This is a genomic window from Paenibacillus nicotianae, assembly GCF_042681745.1.
In the GTDB taxonomy this organism is placed as follows: Bacteria; Bacillota; Bacilli; order Paenibacillales; family Paenibacillaceae; genus Saccharibacillus; species Saccharibacillus nicotianae.
Window position 1 is genome coordinate 37,928 of the sequence record NZ_JBHUGF010000014.1, and the last position, 19,316, is coordinate 57,243.

Below are 19,316 nucleotides of genomic sequence, written 5' to 3' on the forward strand. Positions count from 1 at the left end.
TTATTGCCCCTTCTGTACTTGCAACGCATCGCCATCCATCAGACGATCTGCACCACTACTGACAATCTGATCACCTACTTGTAGACCAGATTTAATCTCATACTGATTATTGTATAATTCACCGATCTGAACAGTCTTTTTGACAGCTTTTCCTTTTTGGTTCACAAAAACATAAGGATTATTCGAGGTGCTAATGACAGCCGAAGCAGGGACAGCGATACCGGTTCTTCCTGTAGCTTGCTGTGAAGCTTTAACCACTTGACCGGGCTTCCAGTCTTGTTGCGGATTAGCTATCACCACTTCGGCATTAATAGAACCTGTATTTTTGTTGGTTGCTGGATATAATTTTTTGACAATACCACTACGTACTTGATCATATAGGTTGATACTAATAGTTTGTCCGACTTTCCAATGCTTCAATTCTTGATCTGCAATCGGCAATAACACTTTAAGCTGATTAACTTTACCAATTGTAAATACCGAAGTGCCTGCTGAAATAGTCTGTCCATTCGAAATCTCTTTTTCCAAAATTACACCACTGACCGATGATTTGAGTGTGGTTCTGGATAAATTAAGCGATGCTTCTTTTTGCGCTACGATCGCTTGTTGATAGCTCGCTTGTGCTTGCTCTACTCCAGCTTGCGCCTGCGAAATACCTGCTTGTGCTTGCTCTACCTCTGCACTCGCTTGTTCTATTCCAGTTTGGGCAGACTGTACTCCTGCTTGAGCTTCTTTCACTGCTGATGCTGCACTTGCACGATCAGATTGACTTGCTCCTTCTACCAACAACGATAGTTGTTGCTTCGCATCATTCAGACTTTCTTGTGATACTTGTAAAGCAGTCTGGGCTTGCTCGTATTCTTGCTTGGTTAACAATCCATTTTGATATAATGTAGACGCTCGATCCGCTTCTGATTTGTTTTGAGTATATGTCGTCTGTGCCTTGTTAACCGCATTAATAGCTTGATTTTTCTGTTGAGAGCGTGCTCCATCTGTGACGCCGCGCTCTGCTGCACGAGCACTGTCTACTTTGGCATTCGCTGCTGCTACATTTGCTGCTGCGGATAGTTTGGACGCTTGTGCTTTGCTTAGTCCACCTTGAGCACTTTTTAGTTGTGCTTGTGCACTGGATACACTTGCTTGTGCCTGATCAACAGCTTGCTGAGCATCGCTTACTTTTAACTGAAGATCAGCGCGATCTAGAGTAGCCAGCGTATCTCCTTGCTTCACAGTATCACCTACACTGCTATTGACTGCTTCGACAGTACCATTGATCTTGAACGAAACTGGATATTCATCAGATGCCGCTAATGTTCCAGACAAATCGTACGTTGTTTCTAAAGGAACTTTTTTGACCGTTGTTAATTCAACAGTGGCTTGCGTTGCACTTTGCGCTTGACTATCCGTTGTAGAACAAGCGCTCAAAATAGTCATTATCAAGACTATGCACAAAGCAGATAAACTGCGTATCTTCATTCTCATCTGCTCCTTATCCTCTTAAAATAATTACAGTATAAATCGCTTAATCTGTGCCAAAATGTCTTCTGCCGACAAAGGTTCGCCAAATTTTTCCCATTCAAATACAAGTGCTTCATACATACGGCACAATAGGAAAGCTGTTAACAATTTATCAGGTACTTGAATCAGATTTTCTTGTTCTGCTTTTTCTAAGCGACTGGCAATAAAATGAACCGTTTCGCAATTGATCTCTGCCAATGCGTTTTTAGAAGCTTCTGTCGAATATTCAACAGCTTCTTGTTCTAATTTATTTAACAATTCATGATCTTTACGGAACTGCATACACCCCTGTATTGTATGATGAAGCTTTTCATGAATAGTTCCTTCGATAGCCATATTGTTGTCGATAGTTTGAGCCAGATCATCATTCACATTATGAATAATCGCTTTTAAAATATCTTCTTTGGTCTCAAAAAATAGATAGATAGCGCCTTTGCTAATACCTGCTGTTTTGGCAATATGCTCCACCGTTGTGCCTTTGTACCCGAACAAAGAAAAAACCTGTTTAGCTGCTTTTAAAATTTTCAAACGTCGTTCATCTACATATATTTCTTCCATCATGATATCCTCCAGTGATCCAAAAATGAATAACGTGACCATTTGTTGTAAAGAAACATCTTCTTCTAAATGGTTGTTCTGGTTTAGTATATCATTCATTGGCTTTACCTCCATGACCAAAAAACTAATTTAGTTTTCTGGTCAAATCATATTATGAAATGCTATCAATGTCAAATAGAAATATCTGTTTTTTCGACAATTTTTGTGGTTGGAGATTCTTTTTGTATATTTTTTGCGTATAAGGTATAGAAAACTTTATAATGTAATTATTCTATTTCTTACATTCGAACTACTAAGGGATGTTGCAAATGAACGTATTGATTTTAAAATTTACATATTCTAAATCTTTAATAAAAAATTTTTTTAGAGATAGATACTATAGACGTATTGCGATAAAGATTAATAAAATACAATTATTAGATGATGCTGATATACAAATTCTTGAAATAAGCAAATTAATATCATCTATTCGTGATCCTTATTTGTTAGGACGTTGTTATGTATTACGTGCACAAATGTACGAAGGTCAACATCAGAATGAATTAGCTATTGACGACTACAACCAAGCTGTAACATGTGATCCTAACTCTGATAGCTTTTACCAAATCGGTTTACTGTATGAACTAGAAAACAACCTAGACTTGGCTCTTATCAATTATCTTCAGGCTATAGAATATGATTCTAAGCATATATCCTCTTATTTTCAGTGTGCATCTATTTATTTTTTGAGAGAAGATTTTGAAAATGCTCTTATTTATACGAATCAAGCTATGCATTTAGAATTAGATGCTACTTCTTATTATAATCGGGGAGTTGCTTATGCTCGTCTCAATAGATACGATTTGGCACTTAAAGACTATGAAAAAGCACTAGAATATGATCCAGAATATTCTAGTGTATATGGCAATTTAGCTATTTATTATTTTAAAATGCAAGATTTAGAACAAGCACTTATTAACTATAATAAAGCTATTGAATATGATCCTTTGAATTCCCAACCTTACTACAATCGTGGATTATTGTATAAAAGAAGAGAAGAATATGATCTAGCTATTGAAGATTTTAAGGAAAATATCACGTTAACTTCAAACGGATCTGATGCTCATTTTCAATTAGGTTGGATATATAAGGAGATTAAAAACGAACCTGATGTAGCTTTAGAACACTATACTTGCTCTATAGAAATCGATCCTGAGCAGATTATTGCGTATAATAATCGCTCAATAATATACAGAGAAAAGGGAGAGTTTACCTTAGCTATTCAGGATTCAGATATGGCTATCAATAATGGTTCCATGGATCCTACACACTATAGAAATCGAGGACTAGTCTATGAAGAACTGGGGATTACAGCAAAAGCTTTAATTGACTATTCTTTTAGTATAGAAATAGAAAAAGATTCTATTGTAGGTTACACTTATCGCTGTAATTTATATAAAAAATTAGGATATATTATGTGGGCTATTCGTGACTATGATCGATTAATAGAGATTACACCCGATAGTACTATTTATCCTTTTGAATGCGGAACACTTTGCTTAGATAATGAAAAATATGATCTAGCTATAAAGTATTTTGATATGACTTTAAAAATTGATCCTAAATATGCTAATGCGTATAACGATAAGGGTTGGGCTTTAGAAAAAAAAGGTGATTATAACGGTGCACATACATGTTATAGCAAAGCCATAGAATGTGAACCTTTCACACCACTATTTTATATAAATAGAAGTAATATGAATTGGCGTAAAGGTAACTTGGATATGGCATTAAAAGACAAAAATACAGCTTTAGAATTAGAGAACAAAAACGAATTCTATAAATTACACATCGTAAAAAGCACTCCACCAGATATATGATATAACTAACTGGTAGAGTGCTTTTTTAGCCTATATTTTATTTAGATAACGCTTGAACTTCTACTTCGCTTAATGCTTTGTTGTAAATTCGCACTTCATCTAGTAATCCTTTAAAGTAAGCATCTGCTGCAAAACGGCTTTTGCCCAAATACGCTTCGCGGGTCATTAGATCACTCGGATTAAATGTCATCTTCTCATTCGTCGCCGATAACTTCCCGTCTATATACAACTTACCTGTATTTCCCTCCATCGTAACCGCTACATGTACCCATTTATTTAAAGGAAGCGGTGTTGAAGTGATCAGATTTTGGTCGGTATTTTGCTGATGAATCGTGAATTGCATACCTTTCCCTTGCGAAGGAGTCAAAAACATAAAGCTGTTCATGCCATCCCCGAAGTCCAAAATACGTTGCCACGCTGCACCACCTTGCCAGTTCACCCAACCAGCAAATGTAAAATCTTGTCCATCGGTCACTGTGCCCGGCAATTGTACATATCCATCCGTCCCATTCAGTGCTACTGCTCCACCTTGCCTACCTGCTGTACTCCAACTCGCTCCAGAGTGAAGTGTGCCATCGTAATGATTATAGGTATTGTCTTGTACCGTTGTACCTGACGTCTGGTTAAAATCATATTGACCTAACAAAGGGCCGCGTCCTTGTTCTAGAACTGTTACTTTGAAATTTTTGTTCTTTTTCGCATCGCCTTTAGTGATCGTTGCAATCATCGTCACTTTAGCATTGCCCTTGCCTGCTTCAGGACGTTTTACTACTCCTTTGTCCGAGATGATATCCGGCTTGGACGATTTCCATGTGATCTGTGTGTTATGCGTACCTTTATCAGGTAGATCAAGAGGATAGAACACAGCACTAATATCGCCGAGATCCAGATCTTTGTCGACAGCGGATACGAATTGCTTGTCTTTTCTGGGTTCCATCTGGCTACCCCACACACCTACACCGCTTTCCGATAATGCAGTTAGTGTCAGCGTCGTATCACCTGATTGCGGGTTAGTCTCGTGTAGAAAGACACCGTTATACTCCACACCATTACTATTAATTTGTACATTATGATCACCTTGTAGTGTCCATGTTCCTTGTACTGCACCTGTGATATTACCATTCTCTTGTAGCTCTACAGATACCGAAGAGTGTACGTTTGCACTGATTTCTTTGTCCTGTGTAATCCATTGATATTCACCTGCAATATCTTTGGCTTTGACTGTTGAAGCAGTATTGGGTTCGCCTGCATAACGATAAGGAGCGACAACAGGCCATCCTTTATCATTCATAAACATCTCATGGACACGCACTTCATGCTCTTCACCACGATCAACAAAGCGAGAATGGAAGATCAAAAAGTACTTACCTGTTTTCTCATCATAATAAGCCGAGTTATGCCCTGGAGAGACTGCATTGGCGCCAACACCTTGACCGGGATCACCAATCTCGCGTTCAAACTGATAATTACCCATAATCTTCACACCATATGGGGCAATCGAAGCATCATCAAATAATGGCTTGGTTGGATCAGCTTGCACATTAGTCATATCGTTACCTTGTGCATCATAGAAAGGCCCATCGGGATTGTGCGACCGAGCTATACGCACATTGTAACCACCGAATGAATCCAATCCGCCGAAAGATAAGAATAAGTAGTAATAATCGGTCTGTGGGCTATACAACATATATGGCCCTTCGATACGACTGTGATTGCCACCGATTAACTTTTTGCCATACCCTTGATCTGGAAGTGGCTTACCGCTTACCGGGTCTAATTGAAGAATAAAGATACCGCCAGAATATGAGCCATAGACCATCCATAACTTGCCTTCTTTATCGAAAAAGGTATCGGGATCGACAGCATTCGGATCTTTAGTTGCATCATAGATCGTACCGCCTGCTCCAACTTCGCCCCACATGCCTGATTTAAGGAAAATGCCTTGATCTTTGTAAGGCCCTTCGATATTATCTGAGACCGCTACACCAAGTGCAGAACGAGGAGAATCACCTTTACATGCGTTGTAATACATATAGAATTTACCATCTGCTAACTGGATCACATCCGCAGCCCAGAGCGTATCTGACTGCGCCCAATCAAACGTTTCTTTCAATTCTTCTTTTACATTAGGAATCAAAGGATTGCCATTAGCCACACCTGAAGAAATCATTTGCCAGTTCATCAGATCGCTAGACTTGGCAGAAGCTAAATGAGAGCCAAAAATATAAAATTCATCGCCTACGCGAATAACAGACGGATCATGCACAGAAGCTTCCTGATACGTAGGCGCTTTTTGCGTATTGGTACTATCACTTGCTGTATGTACCGATTCGGATGCTGATAAATTAGTGCCATTATCACTTGCCCATGTCGGCCCTACAGGTAAAAGCAGGGCAGCAGTTAATGCCAATAGACTCGTTTTTGTCCACATCTTTTTTGTCATTACTTGATCTCCTTTTTATGGAAAAGATATTATATCGTTAATATTTTTATTACCTTTTAAATTATATTTCAAAGGTGGTTTCTATATTTATACTATTATTAAAACGCTTACAAAGATAATATATAGTGTATTTTTGATTATTTCAAGCTAAATATTTATTTATATGTAATTAATTAATATTTATATGAATTATAAAAATCCAAAATAAACACTTCAAAACATCTAAACTGAATATTATCTTTAGATGTTTTGAAGTATTTATTTTGTTGGTTTGTTGTAAAGAGTCGTACGAGAAAATTTTCTGATTTACTGAATCCTTCAATTGATTTTTTTGTACAAGCAACTCATTTTTAACTTCTAATGGAATAAGAACATCCGCTTCTTGCAAAAATGATTCAGTTTCAATTTTGTTCCAAAAATTGATAGCTGCTTGTCGATGTTTTTAACATTCGTATCATTTCCTTTATCAGCATAATATCTGAATAAATTAGTATCTAGTACATAAGTTTTTGAAAGAATCATAGGCTGATCGCACATCATTGTTCCTCTTGATCTACATGTATTTCGTTTTGAGCTTCTTTCCATAGTTCTACAGCAACTTGAGAAGCTTTAGATACTTTTTTAAATTTCTCAGATCTTTGTTGTATAAAATCAAGAAAATCATTTTCTTCTTTAAATTGTTCTGCTAAGATTCTCCAAGATGAGTTTTCACCTGCTACTTGCTCTGCTTGATATTTTCCGTTTATACAGTTCCGACGTACTTGCTGTGGAGTAATTCCTTTATATAGTGAAACTTCACGTACGTTAAGGTATTTAGGATAATGTAGAGGTGTTTCTTCTTGATATTCTTCATCACTGTATTCTATAATCCGCTCAATATTTTCCTGAATTGCTTTCTGTTCCATTTTTTTATTAAATTCCTGCATCGTCTGACTAGAAAGTTTTCTTGCTTTCAATCGTTCTTGATTACGTTTTATCTGTTGTTGCAAAATATAATCCTCTAGCAATTCATGTGCCAATTCTGTATCCACTTGAATAGCATTTGCTATCATTTTTTCCAAAAGCGTCCGATCGTGTTGACGCTCTTTTAAAGTACTCATAGCATCAGCTCCTTTGGTTTGATATATGTAATATACTATAAAATATAAAGAACTTTTGGGACATTTTTATTTTCTATTATTTACCTACTAAAATACAGTAATTTATGCTTTTAAACACATATAGTATGACATAAATAATTATTTAAATCTTGTTCAAAGCTGATTTGACTTTTAAACTTTAAATTGATATACTGCGTTGTATACAACGCAGTTTAGCTATAGTTAATGTCTTTATTTTTCTTTCAAATGGCATTAAATTTGACTTCTTTATAATTCATTAGTATACTGAGCTGTATACAGCTCAGTATACGATAGAAGGTGAAGAAAATAGCAAGACCAAATAGGTATCAAATCATGGATTTATATAAAGAAGATATTAAAAAAGCATTAATTACACGAGGAAAGGTTTTTTCTCCTAATGATCTTAAAGATATATTTGCAAATTATCGACAGGAATGGCGTATGCCCGGAGCAGCCACCCATTTAAATTTTATTGACTTTCTGGTTGAACAAAAAAAGTGGTTGACATCTCTTACTATTCCTCGTGGGACTAGGTACGTTTTGCAGACCGAAGGTACAATTTCCGCTGAGTATGTTGCTTCTCATATTTTTACAGACACCTACTTAAGTCATTACTCTGCTGTAGATTTTCACGGATTAACTAGAGAAATTATAAAAACGGTTTTCACGAGCCGTGAGCATTCATCAGCAAAATATACAGATTCAGCTGAAATGGATCAAGAACGAATCAATTATGCTTTTTCGAAGAAAATGCGTAAATCTAACCAATACTTTGAATACAATAAACAACGTATCTACCTTCTCTCAAGCAAAGACGGAGAAATAGGTATTCAATCTTACAACGACTTAAGAGTAAGTACAATTGAACGTACTTTAATCGATATCGCCGTTAGACCAGAGTATTGTGGAGGCGTATATGAAGTCTTAAACGTATTTATCAATGCAAAAGGGAAGTTTTCAGCCAATAAACTTCGCTCTTTCTTGTTAAAATTGAAATATGCTTACCCGTATCATCAATGTATTGGATTCTATTTAGAATTAGCCGGATACCCAGAAAATATAATTAAATTATTTAAAAATATGTCTATGAAATTCGACTTTTATTTAACTTATAATATTGAAAACCCAGAATATAATGAAAACTGGAGAATCTATTATCCAAAAAACTTCGCCCACACTGAGTGAGCGAAGTTTTTTATTAGATCAAATGAAGTTGATTTTCTTCAATCTGCTGCACAACAAAGTCAAAGTAAAAATCAAAACCTTTATAACTCTGTTTATCTAAAACGGTTGCATCTAATTTGCCTTCTTCTCGTTTATGGAATTCGCGTGTATTTTTAATTTCACCAATTAAGCTTAAAGGGACCTTTTTGGCATCAAAACTTTCTTTTAAGTGACTAATATTAGTTTCACTTGAAAGATCTATAGGTGTTCCCGATTCTGAAAAATATTTCATTATAGAATATATATCATAAAAGTCTCTTGGTCGAGGCTTGTTTGAAACTACACTTTTCCCAAGTCCTAATTGATAATCCTCCATTTGCTGACAAATAGCGCGGAACTTCTCTAACAAAATGAGAGTTGGAGTATAAATCGTTACTTGGTAAAATTCCAAATCATCATATCGAAGATCACCACAATATTCATGTCGTCCTAAGTCAATACTAAATACGCGTCCATCATTTGCACTGCGCTCTGCATGTTTATCTAGCTTATGTCTGTTATCTTTGAAAGCTTCGTATTTATCTGTCTCAATCAGTTTGAATTTCAATTCATATCCAGCAAAAAAGGGTATTGCTTTATTGTCTGTTTTGGGCTTGCTTATTAATTTCACATCGTACAGCGTATAGCCCTTTTCATTAAAAGTACTATTTAAAGCTGCTTCTAATTTAAGCTTAATTTCTTCGTCTGTATTTAATCCAATTTCCGAAAACTCTTTTCGCATTGAAAAGTCAATGTCTGTAGATGCTCTAGAGTTCATTTTATAAATAAGCTCTAAGGCATTCCCTCCCTTTAGAGCAAAAAGATCCATAAGATCATCATCCGCAAACATAGCTATGACCATCAGCTTACGAACTTGTTCTAAACGTTGTAATTCATCCGTCATATAAGAGTCCCCTTTTCGTGTCAACCGTCTAATTATTTTAACATGAATACTAAATAGCAACAGATTAGAACTCAAAACAAAGTCTTAACTTATTTCATATGCAACAAAAAGAAAGGCTAGTGGTTGAACCATCCTTTTAGACATACAAAAAACTCTATACCCCCTTTCAAGGCATAGAGTTCTACGAAATCTTTTATTTCAAGCCACATTTTAATCTAAATATCTACGTGCACCTGCAAATTCTTTAGCATATGAACTGGTATTGATCGAAATGATTTCTACTGTTTTGCCTGCTTTGGGTGAGTGCATCATTTGTCCATTCCCAATGTACATAGAGACATGGTGTACACTGCCTTTGCCGTTGTTGGTAGCGAAAAACATCAGATCGCCTGGTTGTAAATTATTCCAGCTTACAGCTTTGCCTTCTTTGATCTGTGCAGAAGCATCACGAGGTAATGCGATACCATGATAACCATACACTGTCGATGTAAAGCCAGAGCAGTCGAATCCATACGCAGATATGCCTGCCCAGAGATAAGGCAATCCTAGAAATTGCTTACCTGTGGCTACCAGATCAGTACCGGTAGGCTTGGGTATATTCTGTAATGAATCGTATATCGCTACATCTGCTTTTTTTACCCATGCTTTATCATCATTAGGTGTCCAGACTTGAATCCAATTACCAGATTGGGCGATCACCGGAAAACGTGTGTTAAAGCTGACTTCTACACTTTTAGTGGTTTGGTCTGCTTTGTATATAGGAGCTGTTTTGGCGCTCACAATCGCTACCGGGCATGCGCTATAATCGGTAGTCGTTAATGTGCTTACTTGAGCTTTAGGCAACCATCCGGGATAACCATATTTGCTTTTTGGTGTTGCTTGTCCAACTACAGCAACTTGCGCCCATTCTCCGTTTACTTTCAACATACGTACTTCTTGACCGTATAATGCTTGAGTTTCTGTTTTGCCTGTTAACCATCTGCGCTGCGTGACAGAAGACATTGATGCTGTCCACTTTTTCATATCGACTGGATTGGATAGTGAAGGTGCGTCTATAGCACGCTCCAGACCGGGTTGTTTCCACAGTGTAGCTACAGAGACATTAATATAATGTTTGCGGACTTTGGTAGTCGCCGAGCATATGTCTGTAGATGATGTAGATGTTGCACTGGCTCCATACACTGTCGGGATCAAACCTATATATAGTAGTAATACGCTGAGCAACGACAACGACCATGATTTTGTACTCATCATTTGTAATATCTCCTGTGTTCTTAAAAGTGATGTTAGCATCCATCATACCATGCCTGTTCACCTCAGGAGTACCACTTTAGCTATATTTCTAGTGATCTTTTTTAGCTGTATACAGGCAACCACTCTCCATGCGCTTCAATCAATTCATCACACAGAGCTACAATATCATCTATCGACAACTCGGCAGAGGTATGCGGATCAAGCATAGCCGCATGATAAATATGTTCTTTTTTACCTGTAATTGCGGCTTCGATCGTTAGTAACTGCGTGTTAATACTTGTGCGATTGAGTGCAGCTAATTGTGGAGGCAGATTGCCTGCATACGTTGGCGTTACCCCTGAAGCATCTACCAGACAAGACACTTCAACACATGCTTCTGTTGGCAAATTCGGAATCAGACCTGTATTCATCACATTGGCTCCAATTTTATAAGGTATATTGGTCTCAATCGCTTCTAAAATATAAGAAGCATATTCCAAACTACGTGTATGCTGAATATGTTCACTTGCAAAAAGCTGTTCTTTCATTTCATTCCATCCTTTGATCTGCTCTACACAACGACGTGGATATTCGTCTAATGGAATATTAAATTTTTCGATCAGTTCAGGATACTGACGTTTGATAAAATACGGATGATATTCTGCATTATGCTCAGAAGACTCGGTCACATAATACCCAAATCTCAACATTAACTCAAAGCGCACCATATCATCGTGTTTGGTTTTTTGCTTTTCAGCGGCAAGCCGTTTGATTTCAGGATATAGATCGACTCCATCTCGCGTTACTTCTAACAGCCACGCCATATGATTAATGCCTGCTATTTTCGCTTGAATACCTGTCTGATCTATACCGAGCGCATCAAATAAGTTCGGAATACATTGCTGTACACTATGGCATAATCCCACAGTCTGAATCCCGCCGTAAGTGTTCATTACATTCGTTAATACTGCTATCGGATTCGTATAATTCAAAAACAGAGCATTCGGACAGACTTCACGCATATCTTGTGCAAATTCAAGCATGACTGGAATCGTACGCAGATTACGGAAAATACCTCCAATGCCTAATGTATCGGCTATCGTTTGTCGTAAACCGTACTTTGTAGGGATGTCAAAATCCGTTATTGTACATGGATCGTATCCGCCTACTTGAATTGCATTAATCACGTATTTTGCTCCGCGTAATGCTTCTTTGCGATCGGTATACGTTACAATGTGACATGTACTGCCTACTGTATTTTTGATACTGGTTAATAGATTTTCGGACTCTTGTAGCCGGTTCAGATCGATATCATACAAAGCCAGTTCAAACCCTTGTAAAGCAGGGGTAAGCATTACATCACCTAATACGTTTTTGACAAATACTGTACTTCCTGCACCGATAAAAGTAATTTTAGACATCGTTATAACTCCTCCATAGGTATCTTTTATTAGATCGCTTTGATAACGTTAACTATAGAGGTAAGCGCTTTACAAAAACATAGAGTAAACGATTATAAACATGGCATAATCCCATTTTATATTTTTATTTCTAAAGTGAATATGTACGATATACTAATCTTATATAGATAGAGATTGTGTTTTGGAAAGGACTCGATATTATGTTGCTTCACCATTTACCGTATACACATTACACGCATTCCGTATCTTATCCGCCGATGGATTTGAATTTATTATTTTTTGGCACAGAACAATGTACTGCTGGTCATGCGTGGGGGCCTGGAGTGAGAGATTCGTATATTCTGCATTATATTCATAGCGGATCAGGTATTTTGCGTATTCAGGACAAAGAATATTCTCTAACAGCAGGACAAGGATTTTTAATTTTTCCCGATACGATTATGAATTATGAAGCCGATGCTGATGATCCCTGGGTCTATACATGGATAGGATTCAAAGGAATAAATGCCAAATCATTAATGCAACGGGCACATCTGACAATCGATCATCCTATATATGATAGTCAGGGCAGAGCATGGTTCCAGCATTTCTATGATCAACTGTTAGCGTCTTATAATGAACCAGGTGAAGATGTCTATGCGCAAGGGATGTTATATCAGTTAATTTATGAATTGATTGCTTGTGCTCCAGCATCGACTACGCCTGTACGGGTGACTCCTTCGAGAGAACGTTATCTGCAACAAGCGATAGAATATATCGAAAATAGTTACAGTCAAAAGATCAGTGTACTGGATATTGCCGCGGCTGTTGGGCTCGATCGTACGTATTTATCAGGATTATTCAAAGCAGAATTAGGCGTATCTCTTCAACAATTTATGATCGAGTATCGTATGAAACGAGCGTTAGAGTTACTTCATCACAGTCAGTTATCGATCAGCGATATTTCGCGTTCAGTCGGATATACCGATCCTTTTCTTTTTTCTAAAATGTTCAAAAAAGTGATCGGTCAATCGCCCAAACAGACTCGTGAGCGATTATAGTAGAGCGGATTTGATTTACAAAATTGGTGGACGATCATGCATCAATTCAGAAGGAACAGTACCCATCATTCGTTTGAATACACGATAAAAGTACGACAGATCGCGATAACCCAAAAATTCTGCAATTTCAGCAATCGTTAATTGAGATTCGGTTAACATATATACAGCACGCTTCATCCGCTGATGATGTACATAGTCACTGATCGTCTGATTGGTGACACTTTTGAATAGATTAGCAGCATAGTTCGGCGTTCGCTCAATCACTTCGCCTAATTGTTCTTTGGTGATCCGATGGTTATAATTACGTTGAATATAGTGCTTCATCATATCGACCAATTGATGCTTATCGCCACTGATAAGCTTTTGGTCATATTCCCGACTAATCTCGATCAACAACTGCATTAACAACGTTTCAGTCATCAACTCATAATAGGGAGTATGTTCTGTCCATTGCAAAATAATCATTTTCAACTTCTCATGAATAAGATCATAACAGCCCAATTTGAGTCTTAACGGCTCTGGCTGATGCAAAATCGATAATGCCAAATCCGGCTGCTCTATCCGAAAATAAATGACTGATTTAGTATGCATCATCGTTGGAATACTTTTGCCATAATACGCAAGATGAGCTGGAATCAGTAACATTTCACCCTTTTCCATAATCTGCTTCTGCTCATTCACCCAATATACACATTTTCCATAAGTCACCAGACTGAGACAATAGATTTGTCCTGATAAATGATCTTTTTCATACCAATCAACCTTGTCATGCTCCTGTATATCAATAATCTTCAACATGTGCACCTTTCCTCCTTTATTGCCAGTCTGCTCCGATAATATGAGTCTTTTCGACATCCTTTTTTGTAATATTAGTGTACTATAGTCTAATTATTGTACTATAGTTCATAGCATACTGTGTGTATTACAGTTACAATAATTGATGAAAAGTGTTTTTTCGCATATAGAAATACGCCAAAATGTATTACGATTTTCGTACAATAAAGTATATTAATCACAATCGTTAATCTATTTTATTGTGCGAAAATCATTCCAATGTAAACTAAATCAAATCGCTTCTAGGAGGATAACCAATGCTTAGAACTAAAATTATCTGTACGATGGGACCTGCTTGTGATTCTGTAGCAATGTTGAAAGAAATGATTAAAGCGGGTATGACGGTGGCTCGTCTAAATATGGCGCATGGTGAATTAGAAGATCATGTGATGCGTATCCAAAATGTACGTCAAGCTGCGGCTGAATTAAATACATTTGTTCCTATTATGATGGATATCAAAGGACCAGAAGTACGCATCGGTAAATTAAGAGAAGCTTCCTGCGAGTTACGTGCAGGTGGGCAATTAATTTTGACAACTGATGAAATTTTGGGCGATGCTGAACGTATTGGCGTGAACTATGCTGAATTAAACGAAGTTGTTAAAGCAGGCGATCGTATTCTAATCGATGATGGTCTGGTAGACCTGAATGTACGTGAAATCAGAGGCAACGATATCTACTGCGATATTATTAGCGGTGGTACACTCAAACCTCGTAAAGGTGTAAACTTACCAGGGATTCATACAACGTTACCAGGAGTAACTGAACGTGATGTGATGCATATTCATTTTGGATTAGAGCAAAAAATCGAAATGATCGCTGCTTCGTTTGTTCGTAAAGGCGACGATATTCGCGAAATTCGTGGCATCCTAGCTGAAAATAATGCAGAACATGTACAAATCTATTCCAAAATCGAAAACCAAGAAGGTATGACTAACTTGAACGATATTATCGTCGCTTCTGACGGTATTATGGTTGCTCGTGGTGATCTTGGGGTCGAAGTTCCGATTCAAGACGTACCGATGATGCAAAAAGAAATGATCGATAAATGTAACCTAGCAGGCAAACCTGTTATCGTTGCTACACATATGCTTGAATCAATGCAAGTAAATCCTCGTCCGACTCGTTCAGAAGTTAGTGACGTAGCGAATGCGGTATTGCAAGGCGCAGACGTAGTCATGTTGTCCGGGGAATCTGCCGCAGGTAAATATCCGGTACAATCGGTACAAACGATGGCGGCTGTTGCACAACGTGCAGAGACAATGATCGATTATTACGAACAATTTTCTAAAAAAAGAGCTGAACACTCTACTAATATCACAGAAGTAATCAGCCAGAGTGCGGTAAGTGCTTCGCTTGAACTAGCGGCTAAAGCAATCATCATCTCCACTGAGAGTGGATTTACCGCTCGTATGATCTCCAAATACCGCCCACAAGCACCGATCTTCGCGGTTACTCAACATGAAGAAGTGATGGCTAAAGTCTGTCTGTTGTCCGGTGTTATTCCGGTTAAAGGCGATGCGGTCAGCACCACTGATGAAATGTTCGAATCAGCTACACGTAACGCTATCAACACAGGCTACATCAACAAAGGCGATGTTATCGTATTGTCTGCCGGTGTGCCGATTGGACAGTCTGGTAATACGAACTTGCTGAAAGTTCAACAAGTGTAATTTAATCGTTAAAATGACTGATTAAATAGCAAAAAGACCTGTATCCCGATACTTTGTGAAAAGTAGGCGGTTTACAGGTCTTTTTCTTTTAAGTAATTTAGATTACTTTACATAGAATTTTCAATAAATTTCTCAATGATTCAACTGTTATGGAAATCTTATCGAAGGACCAAAGAATTAAAAGCCAATTTGGGATTATTTAAGTCTCTAATCGTAATAATTATTTAGTCATCTTGAAATGAGATTATTCGAGTTTGTTTTGACTACAGCTATAAAATAGAATATTTAAATAAAAGAAAAACCGATACGGTAGATAACGTATCGGTTTTCTTTTATTTGATTTAGCATATATCTTTTAATTACTAATAATTGAGACTATTAAATATCTACACTTAATGTAGAAGTAACGAATTTTCTAGCTACCCATTCTTTTGTAGTTGTATAGCTGATATTGAAACCTGCTGATTTTAAAATATCTACATTTACACCTAGATTATTAGCTGTAGAACCTTTAACTTCTAATGTTCCACTACCTACCGCGGAAATAGAACTTGTAGGATATTTACCTGAAGTTGAAATTGCTGAGAAATTAGCAATATTCAACGTTGGGCCTGAAGTTTTAACAAAAAGTTTTTGGAAAGAATTTGATTTATTTGTCTAAAAGAACCTGAGTTATACAATTGTAATTGCAATTCAAGGCGTGTAATAATTCCACCACCTTCATTTTTTTCCGTAAATCTTGTCATGATACTGTACTCACCAGCATTTACAGAGATGCCTAGTGGAGTATATGGTCTAACAATTTCACCATATGTATTTAATAAATTACCTGTTTGCTTATCATATACATTAACAGTAACAGAGTTAGATGTCTCTTTTCTTTGAATATCTACTTGATCAGCATTTTCTACCATAACATTAGAATATTTTAAAGAAACTGTTTGCGTATTCATAGAAGAAGCATACGCCGTTGTTGATGAAAAAGATAAAGGAACTACACCTGCCAAAGCAATAGTGAACACAATAGGAACAGCTATTTTTTGAAATTAATCACAAACATCCTAATATTTGTTTTTTAATTACTTTATTAGCTTAGTTCAATATACTTTATATGTAAATATTTGTTTAAATAAGGTAAAAATAGAGTTATCATACAGTATACTTTAAATTATGGAGGTTTTGAAATGACACTAACTTTATTAGCAAGTACAGCAAACGATGTCGATATAGAAATACAAAATTTAGGTCAATCTATTGAGAGTGCATCTTCAAGTATTTCGATTTCATTGGCTGACCTAGCAGGAAGTATACATACAACAAATATTTTATTAGGAGTACTTGTTGTTATAGCGATTTTAAATTTAATCTTACACTTTTGGAAAATAAATAAGCGATAAAAGAGAATGGCTAATTCACCTCATGTCTTTTAAAAAATGTAACTAAATGAACAATATGAAGCTATACATTAAAGATTGATGCATATCTTTAATAGTATTGCTGGATACCCTCAGTGAATAATACTAGTAATCAAATAACATTAAGTTGCTTTTTTGATTTTCTGGAAATTAGTAAGAAGTGTTCAGCACTATGAGTGATACAAGATCTATATGCATTTATTGCTATGTTTTTTGTTCTAAATATGTATATCTAAAGATCCTATTATAATTATTAATTTTTAATTCCATAAAAAAACCTGATAAGCATATTAAAAGCAAAATAAAAAGATTTAATTAAATAATATAAAAAGAAGAGCACTTATAAAGTACTCTTCTTTTTATATTATATTTACGCTACATAGACTAAAATACGATTAAATTTGTTTCGCAAAATCAACAAGCGACTCTGCCATATGATTAATCTCGTCCATCGAAGCATTCACCTGTTGAGTTAACGCCGCTTGGGTCTGGGTCATCGTCGTCATATTACCGATATGCTCTAGAATCTGTTCGATCAGCTCTTTCATATCGCTCAAGCTCGTCTCGATATTTTCAGTAGCAGAAGCACTGTTTACAGCTAACTTACGAACTTCATCGGCAACTACTGCAAATCCCATCCCTAATTCGCCTGCGCGTGCGGCTTCGATCGCTGCATTCAATCCTAACAAATTCGTTTGGTTCGCAATTTCACGAATAAAAGTAGAAATGTTTTTCGTTTCATCTGCACTGTTTTTCGCTTCATTTGCCGCTTCTGTTGATTTCTCTTGAGCTGAAGCGACTTCTTGTGCTTGTTCGGAAACCGATGCCATAGCAGTTGTCATTTCGCCGATCGATTGCGACAATTGTTGCATACGGCTGTTCATGCCTTCCACAACGATATCTTTATTTTTTTCAAATGTAATATCGCGAATCGTTCCAGCTACACGTACCGGTAATCCTTTGCTGTCTCGAATCGTAGCTCCGCCTGCATGATACCAGCGATATTCTCCACTTTTCAATTGTAAACGGTAATCTACAGCGAACGGAGTCTGTCCTGTATGATCGTTCAAGTGAGCAGCAAAAGCATTCAACGAATACTCTTTATCTTCAGGATGTAGACGATCACTCCAACTGCTTAATACGTTAGGGAAGTCTTTTTCATCTTGGAAGCCCAGTGTTGAACGAAATTGTGGTGACCACCAGAACTCATTATTTGGATTAACCGGATCGCCTGCAATCACTTCCATATCCCATGGAGCTTCGATTAATGCTTTGTTAATCAGATCATAACGAGTAACAAGGGCTTGCAACTCTTGTTCTTTTAACTTTTTGTCATGAATATCAAATAAAGCTCCTGCGACACGTAAAGGCACCCCTTGACGATCACGAATCGTTGTTCCTGTAGCTTTGAACCAGCGGTATTGTCCATTTTTTAATTTGAGGCGATATTCGATATCATAAGGAGTACGACCGGAGTGATCTAGCAAATGAGTGGCAAATGCGTCTAATACAAATTGTTGTTCTTCAGGATGAAGCAAAGATGCCCAGCTATCTAATACATTCGGGAAATCATTTTCATCACGATAACCGATCATACGACGGAACTCATCAGTCCAGGTAAATTTGTTATTCGGATTAACTGGATCACCAGCAACAACGTTCATATCCCATAACCCTACTTGAATCGCTTCAGTAACCAGATCCAGACGTAGTGAAATATCTTGCTTTTGATTGTATAGTATTTCTAGCGCTTGATTCATATGTTTCACTAATTCTTGTACTTCTGGTGAAGCCTGTTTAACATCTAGTTGAGGTAATTGGTTATATTGTTGAGTTTGAGTAATGACTTTTTGAGTTTCTTCAATAATCGGTTGTAAAGACAGATTTGCTTTTTTAGGTGAAAATATAGACATTTTGTTGTCTCCTTCAATAATCTAAATTGTTAATTCAAAACTAACGTCCGCAATAAACTATGTTCACTTATTATAGATACTTTTTATTTCGTGCTTTTGACCTTCTTTTTGTATAAGACTTTATACCCAATAAGATTAAAAATCAATCTTTTTATTATAAAAAAAGTGTATTTATTACAAA

At 36.8% G+C, this 19,316-nt stretch carries 16 protein-coding genes; 5 read left to right on the forward strand and 11 right to left on the reverse strand.

The features are described 5' to 3' along the window. Both ACFSGI_RS22655 and ACFSGI_RS22660 read right to left on the reverse strand, forming a co-directional pair. Nucleotides 1–1,476, reverse strand: coding sequence for an efflux RND transporter periplasmic adaptor subunit (locus tag ACFSGI_RS22655; protein WP_379284510.1), 1,476 nt, complete (start codon nucleotides 1,474–1,476; stop codon nucleotides 1–3). A gap of 30 nt (nucleotides 1,477–1,506) precedes the next feature. Further along, nucleotides 1,507–2,175, reverse strand: a complete 669-nt coding sequence (locus ACFSGI_RS22660; protein WP_204826975.1) for a TetR/AcrR family transcriptional regulator — start codon at nucleotides 2,173–2,175, stop codon at nucleotides 1,507–1,509. A 209-nt stretch (nucleotides 2,176–2,384) separates the two neighbouring features. Here ACFSGI_RS22660 and ACFSGI_RS22665 point away from each other — a divergent pair, with 209 nt between their 5' ends. Then, the gene (locus ACFSGI_RS22665) at nucleotides 2,385–3,935 is read left to right on the forward strand and encodes a tetratricopeptide repeat protein (RefSeq protein ID WP_204826974.1); all 1,551 of its coding nucleotides are present in this window, start codon (nucleotides 2,385–2,387) and stop codon (nucleotides 3,933–3,935) included. 37 nt (nucleotides 3,936–3,972) lie between these two features. Here ACFSGI_RS22665 and ACFSGI_RS22670 read toward each other — a convergent pair whose 3' ends face one another. Next, on the reverse strand, nucleotides 3,973–6,378 hold the full coding sequence (locus ACFSGI_RS22670) for a LamG-like jellyroll fold domain-containing protein (protein WP_204826973.1): 2,406 nt from the start codon (nucleotides 6,376–6,378) through the stop codon (nucleotides 3,973–3,975). Nucleotides 6,379–6,914: 536 nt separating this feature from the next. Next, nucleotides 6,915–7,478: a hypothetical protein gene (locus ACFSGI_RS22675; RefSeq protein ID WP_204826972.1), complete on the reverse strand. Its 564-nt coding sequence runs from the start codon at nucleotides 7,476–7,478 to the stop codon at nucleotides 6,915–6,917. A gap of 354 nt (nucleotides 7,479–7,832) precedes the next feature. On the opposite strand from ACFSGI_RS22675, the gene ACFSGI_RS22680 reads away from it, so the two are divergent. Continuing rightward, nucleotides 7,833–8,684, forward strand: a complete 852-nt coding sequence (locus ACFSGI_RS22680; RefSeq protein WP_204826971.1) for a type IV toxin-antitoxin system AbiEi family antitoxin domain-containing protein — start codon at nucleotides 7,833–7,835, stop codon at nucleotides 8,682–8,684. A gap of 13 nt (nucleotides 8,685–8,697) precedes the next feature. Here the strand turns inward: ACFSGI_RS22680 and ACFSGI_RS22685 are convergent, their stop codons facing one another. From ACFSGI_RS22685 to melA, 3 genes are all read right to left on the reverse strand, one after another. Then, the gene (locus ACFSGI_RS22685; RefSeq protein WP_204826970.1) at nucleotides 8,698–9,606 is read right to left on the reverse strand and encodes a nucleotidyl transferase AbiEii/AbiGii toxin family protein; all 909 of its coding nucleotides are present in this window, start codon (nucleotides 9,604–9,606) and stop codon (nucleotides 8,698–8,700) included. A 210-nt stretch (nucleotides 9,607–9,816) separates the two neighbouring features. Then, complete coding sequence (locus tag ACFSGI_RS22690; RefSeq protein WP_204827016.1) at nucleotides 9,817–10,857, reverse strand: C40 family peptidase; 1,041 nt, start codon at nucleotides 10,855–10,857, stop codon at nucleotides 9,817–9,819. Nucleotides 10,858–10,961: 104 nt separating this feature from the next. Then, complete coding sequence (melA, locus tag ACFSGI_RS22695) at nucleotides 10,962–12,260, reverse strand: alpha-glucosidase/alpha-galactosidase (RefSeq protein WP_204826969.1); 1,299 nt, start codon at nucleotides 12,258–12,260, stop codon at nucleotides 10,962–10,964. Between the two features lie 176 nt (nucleotides 12,261–12,436). Here melA and ACFSGI_RS22700 point away from each other — a divergent pair, with 176 nt between their 5' ends. After that, on the forward strand, nucleotides 12,437–13,300 hold the full coding sequence (locus ACFSGI_RS22700; protein WP_379284515.1) for an AraC family transcriptional regulator: 864 nt from the start codon (nucleotides 12,437–12,439) through the stop codon (nucleotides 13,298–13,300). 15 nt (nucleotides 13,301–13,315) lie between these two features. On the opposite strand, the gene ACFSGI_RS22705 is transcribed toward ACFSGI_RS22700, so the two are convergent. Continuing rightward, nucleotides 13,316–14,098 carry a helix-turn-helix transcriptional regulator gene (locus ACFSGI_RS22705; RefSeq protein ID WP_204826967.1) on the reverse strand — a complete coding sequence of 261 codons (783 nt, stop codon included), beginning with the start codon at nucleotides 14,096–14,098 and terminating at the stop codon, nucleotides 13,316–13,318. A 293-nt stretch (nucleotides 14,099–14,391) separates the two neighbouring features. Between ACFSGI_RS22705 and pyk the strand changes: the two genes are divergently transcribed. Continuing rightward, nucleotides 14,392–15,807 (forward strand): pyruvate kinase, encoded by a 1,416-nt coding sequence (gene pyk, locus ACFSGI_RS22710; protein WP_204826966.1) that lies wholly within the window; start codon nucleotides 14,392–14,394, stop codon nucleotides 15,805–15,807. A 378-nt stretch (nucleotides 15,808–16,185) separates the two neighbouring features. On the opposite strand, the gene ACFSGI_RS22715 is transcribed toward pyk, so the two are convergent. Together ACFSGI_RS22715 and ACFSGI_RS22720 are read right to left on the reverse strand one after the other, a co-directional pair. Beyond that, nucleotides 16,186–16,410: a hypothetical protein gene (locus ACFSGI_RS22715; protein ID WP_204826965.1), complete on the reverse strand. Its 225-nt coding sequence runs from the start codon at nucleotides 16,408–16,410 to the stop codon at nucleotides 16,186–16,188. Next, nucleotides 16,407–16,829: a hypothetical protein gene (locus tag ACFSGI_RS22720; protein WP_204826964.1), complete on the reverse strand. Its 423-nt coding sequence runs from the start codon at nucleotides 16,827–16,829 to the stop codon at nucleotides 16,407–16,409. Before ACFSGI_RS22720 ends, ACFSGI_RS22715 begins: the two co-directional genes overlap by 4 nt. Nucleotides 16,830–16,991: 162 nt before the next feature. Here ACFSGI_RS22720 and ACFSGI_RS22725 point away from each other — a divergent pair, with 162 nt between their 5' ends. Further along, entirely contained in the window at nucleotides 16,992–17,204 is a 213-nt protein-coding gene (locus ACFSGI_RS22725) for a hypothetical protein (protein WP_204826963.1), read from the forward strand. A 413-nt stretch (nucleotides 17,205–17,617) separates the two neighbouring features. On the opposite strand, the gene ACFSGI_RS22730 is transcribed toward ACFSGI_RS22725, so the two are convergent. Beyond that, complete coding sequence (locus ACFSGI_RS22730) at nucleotides 17,618–19,129, reverse strand: methyl-accepting chemotaxis protein (RefSeq protein ID WP_379284561.1); 1,512 nt, start codon at nucleotides 19,127–19,129, stop codon at nucleotides 17,618–17,620. Nucleotides 19,130–19,316: the final 187 nt, after the last annotated feature.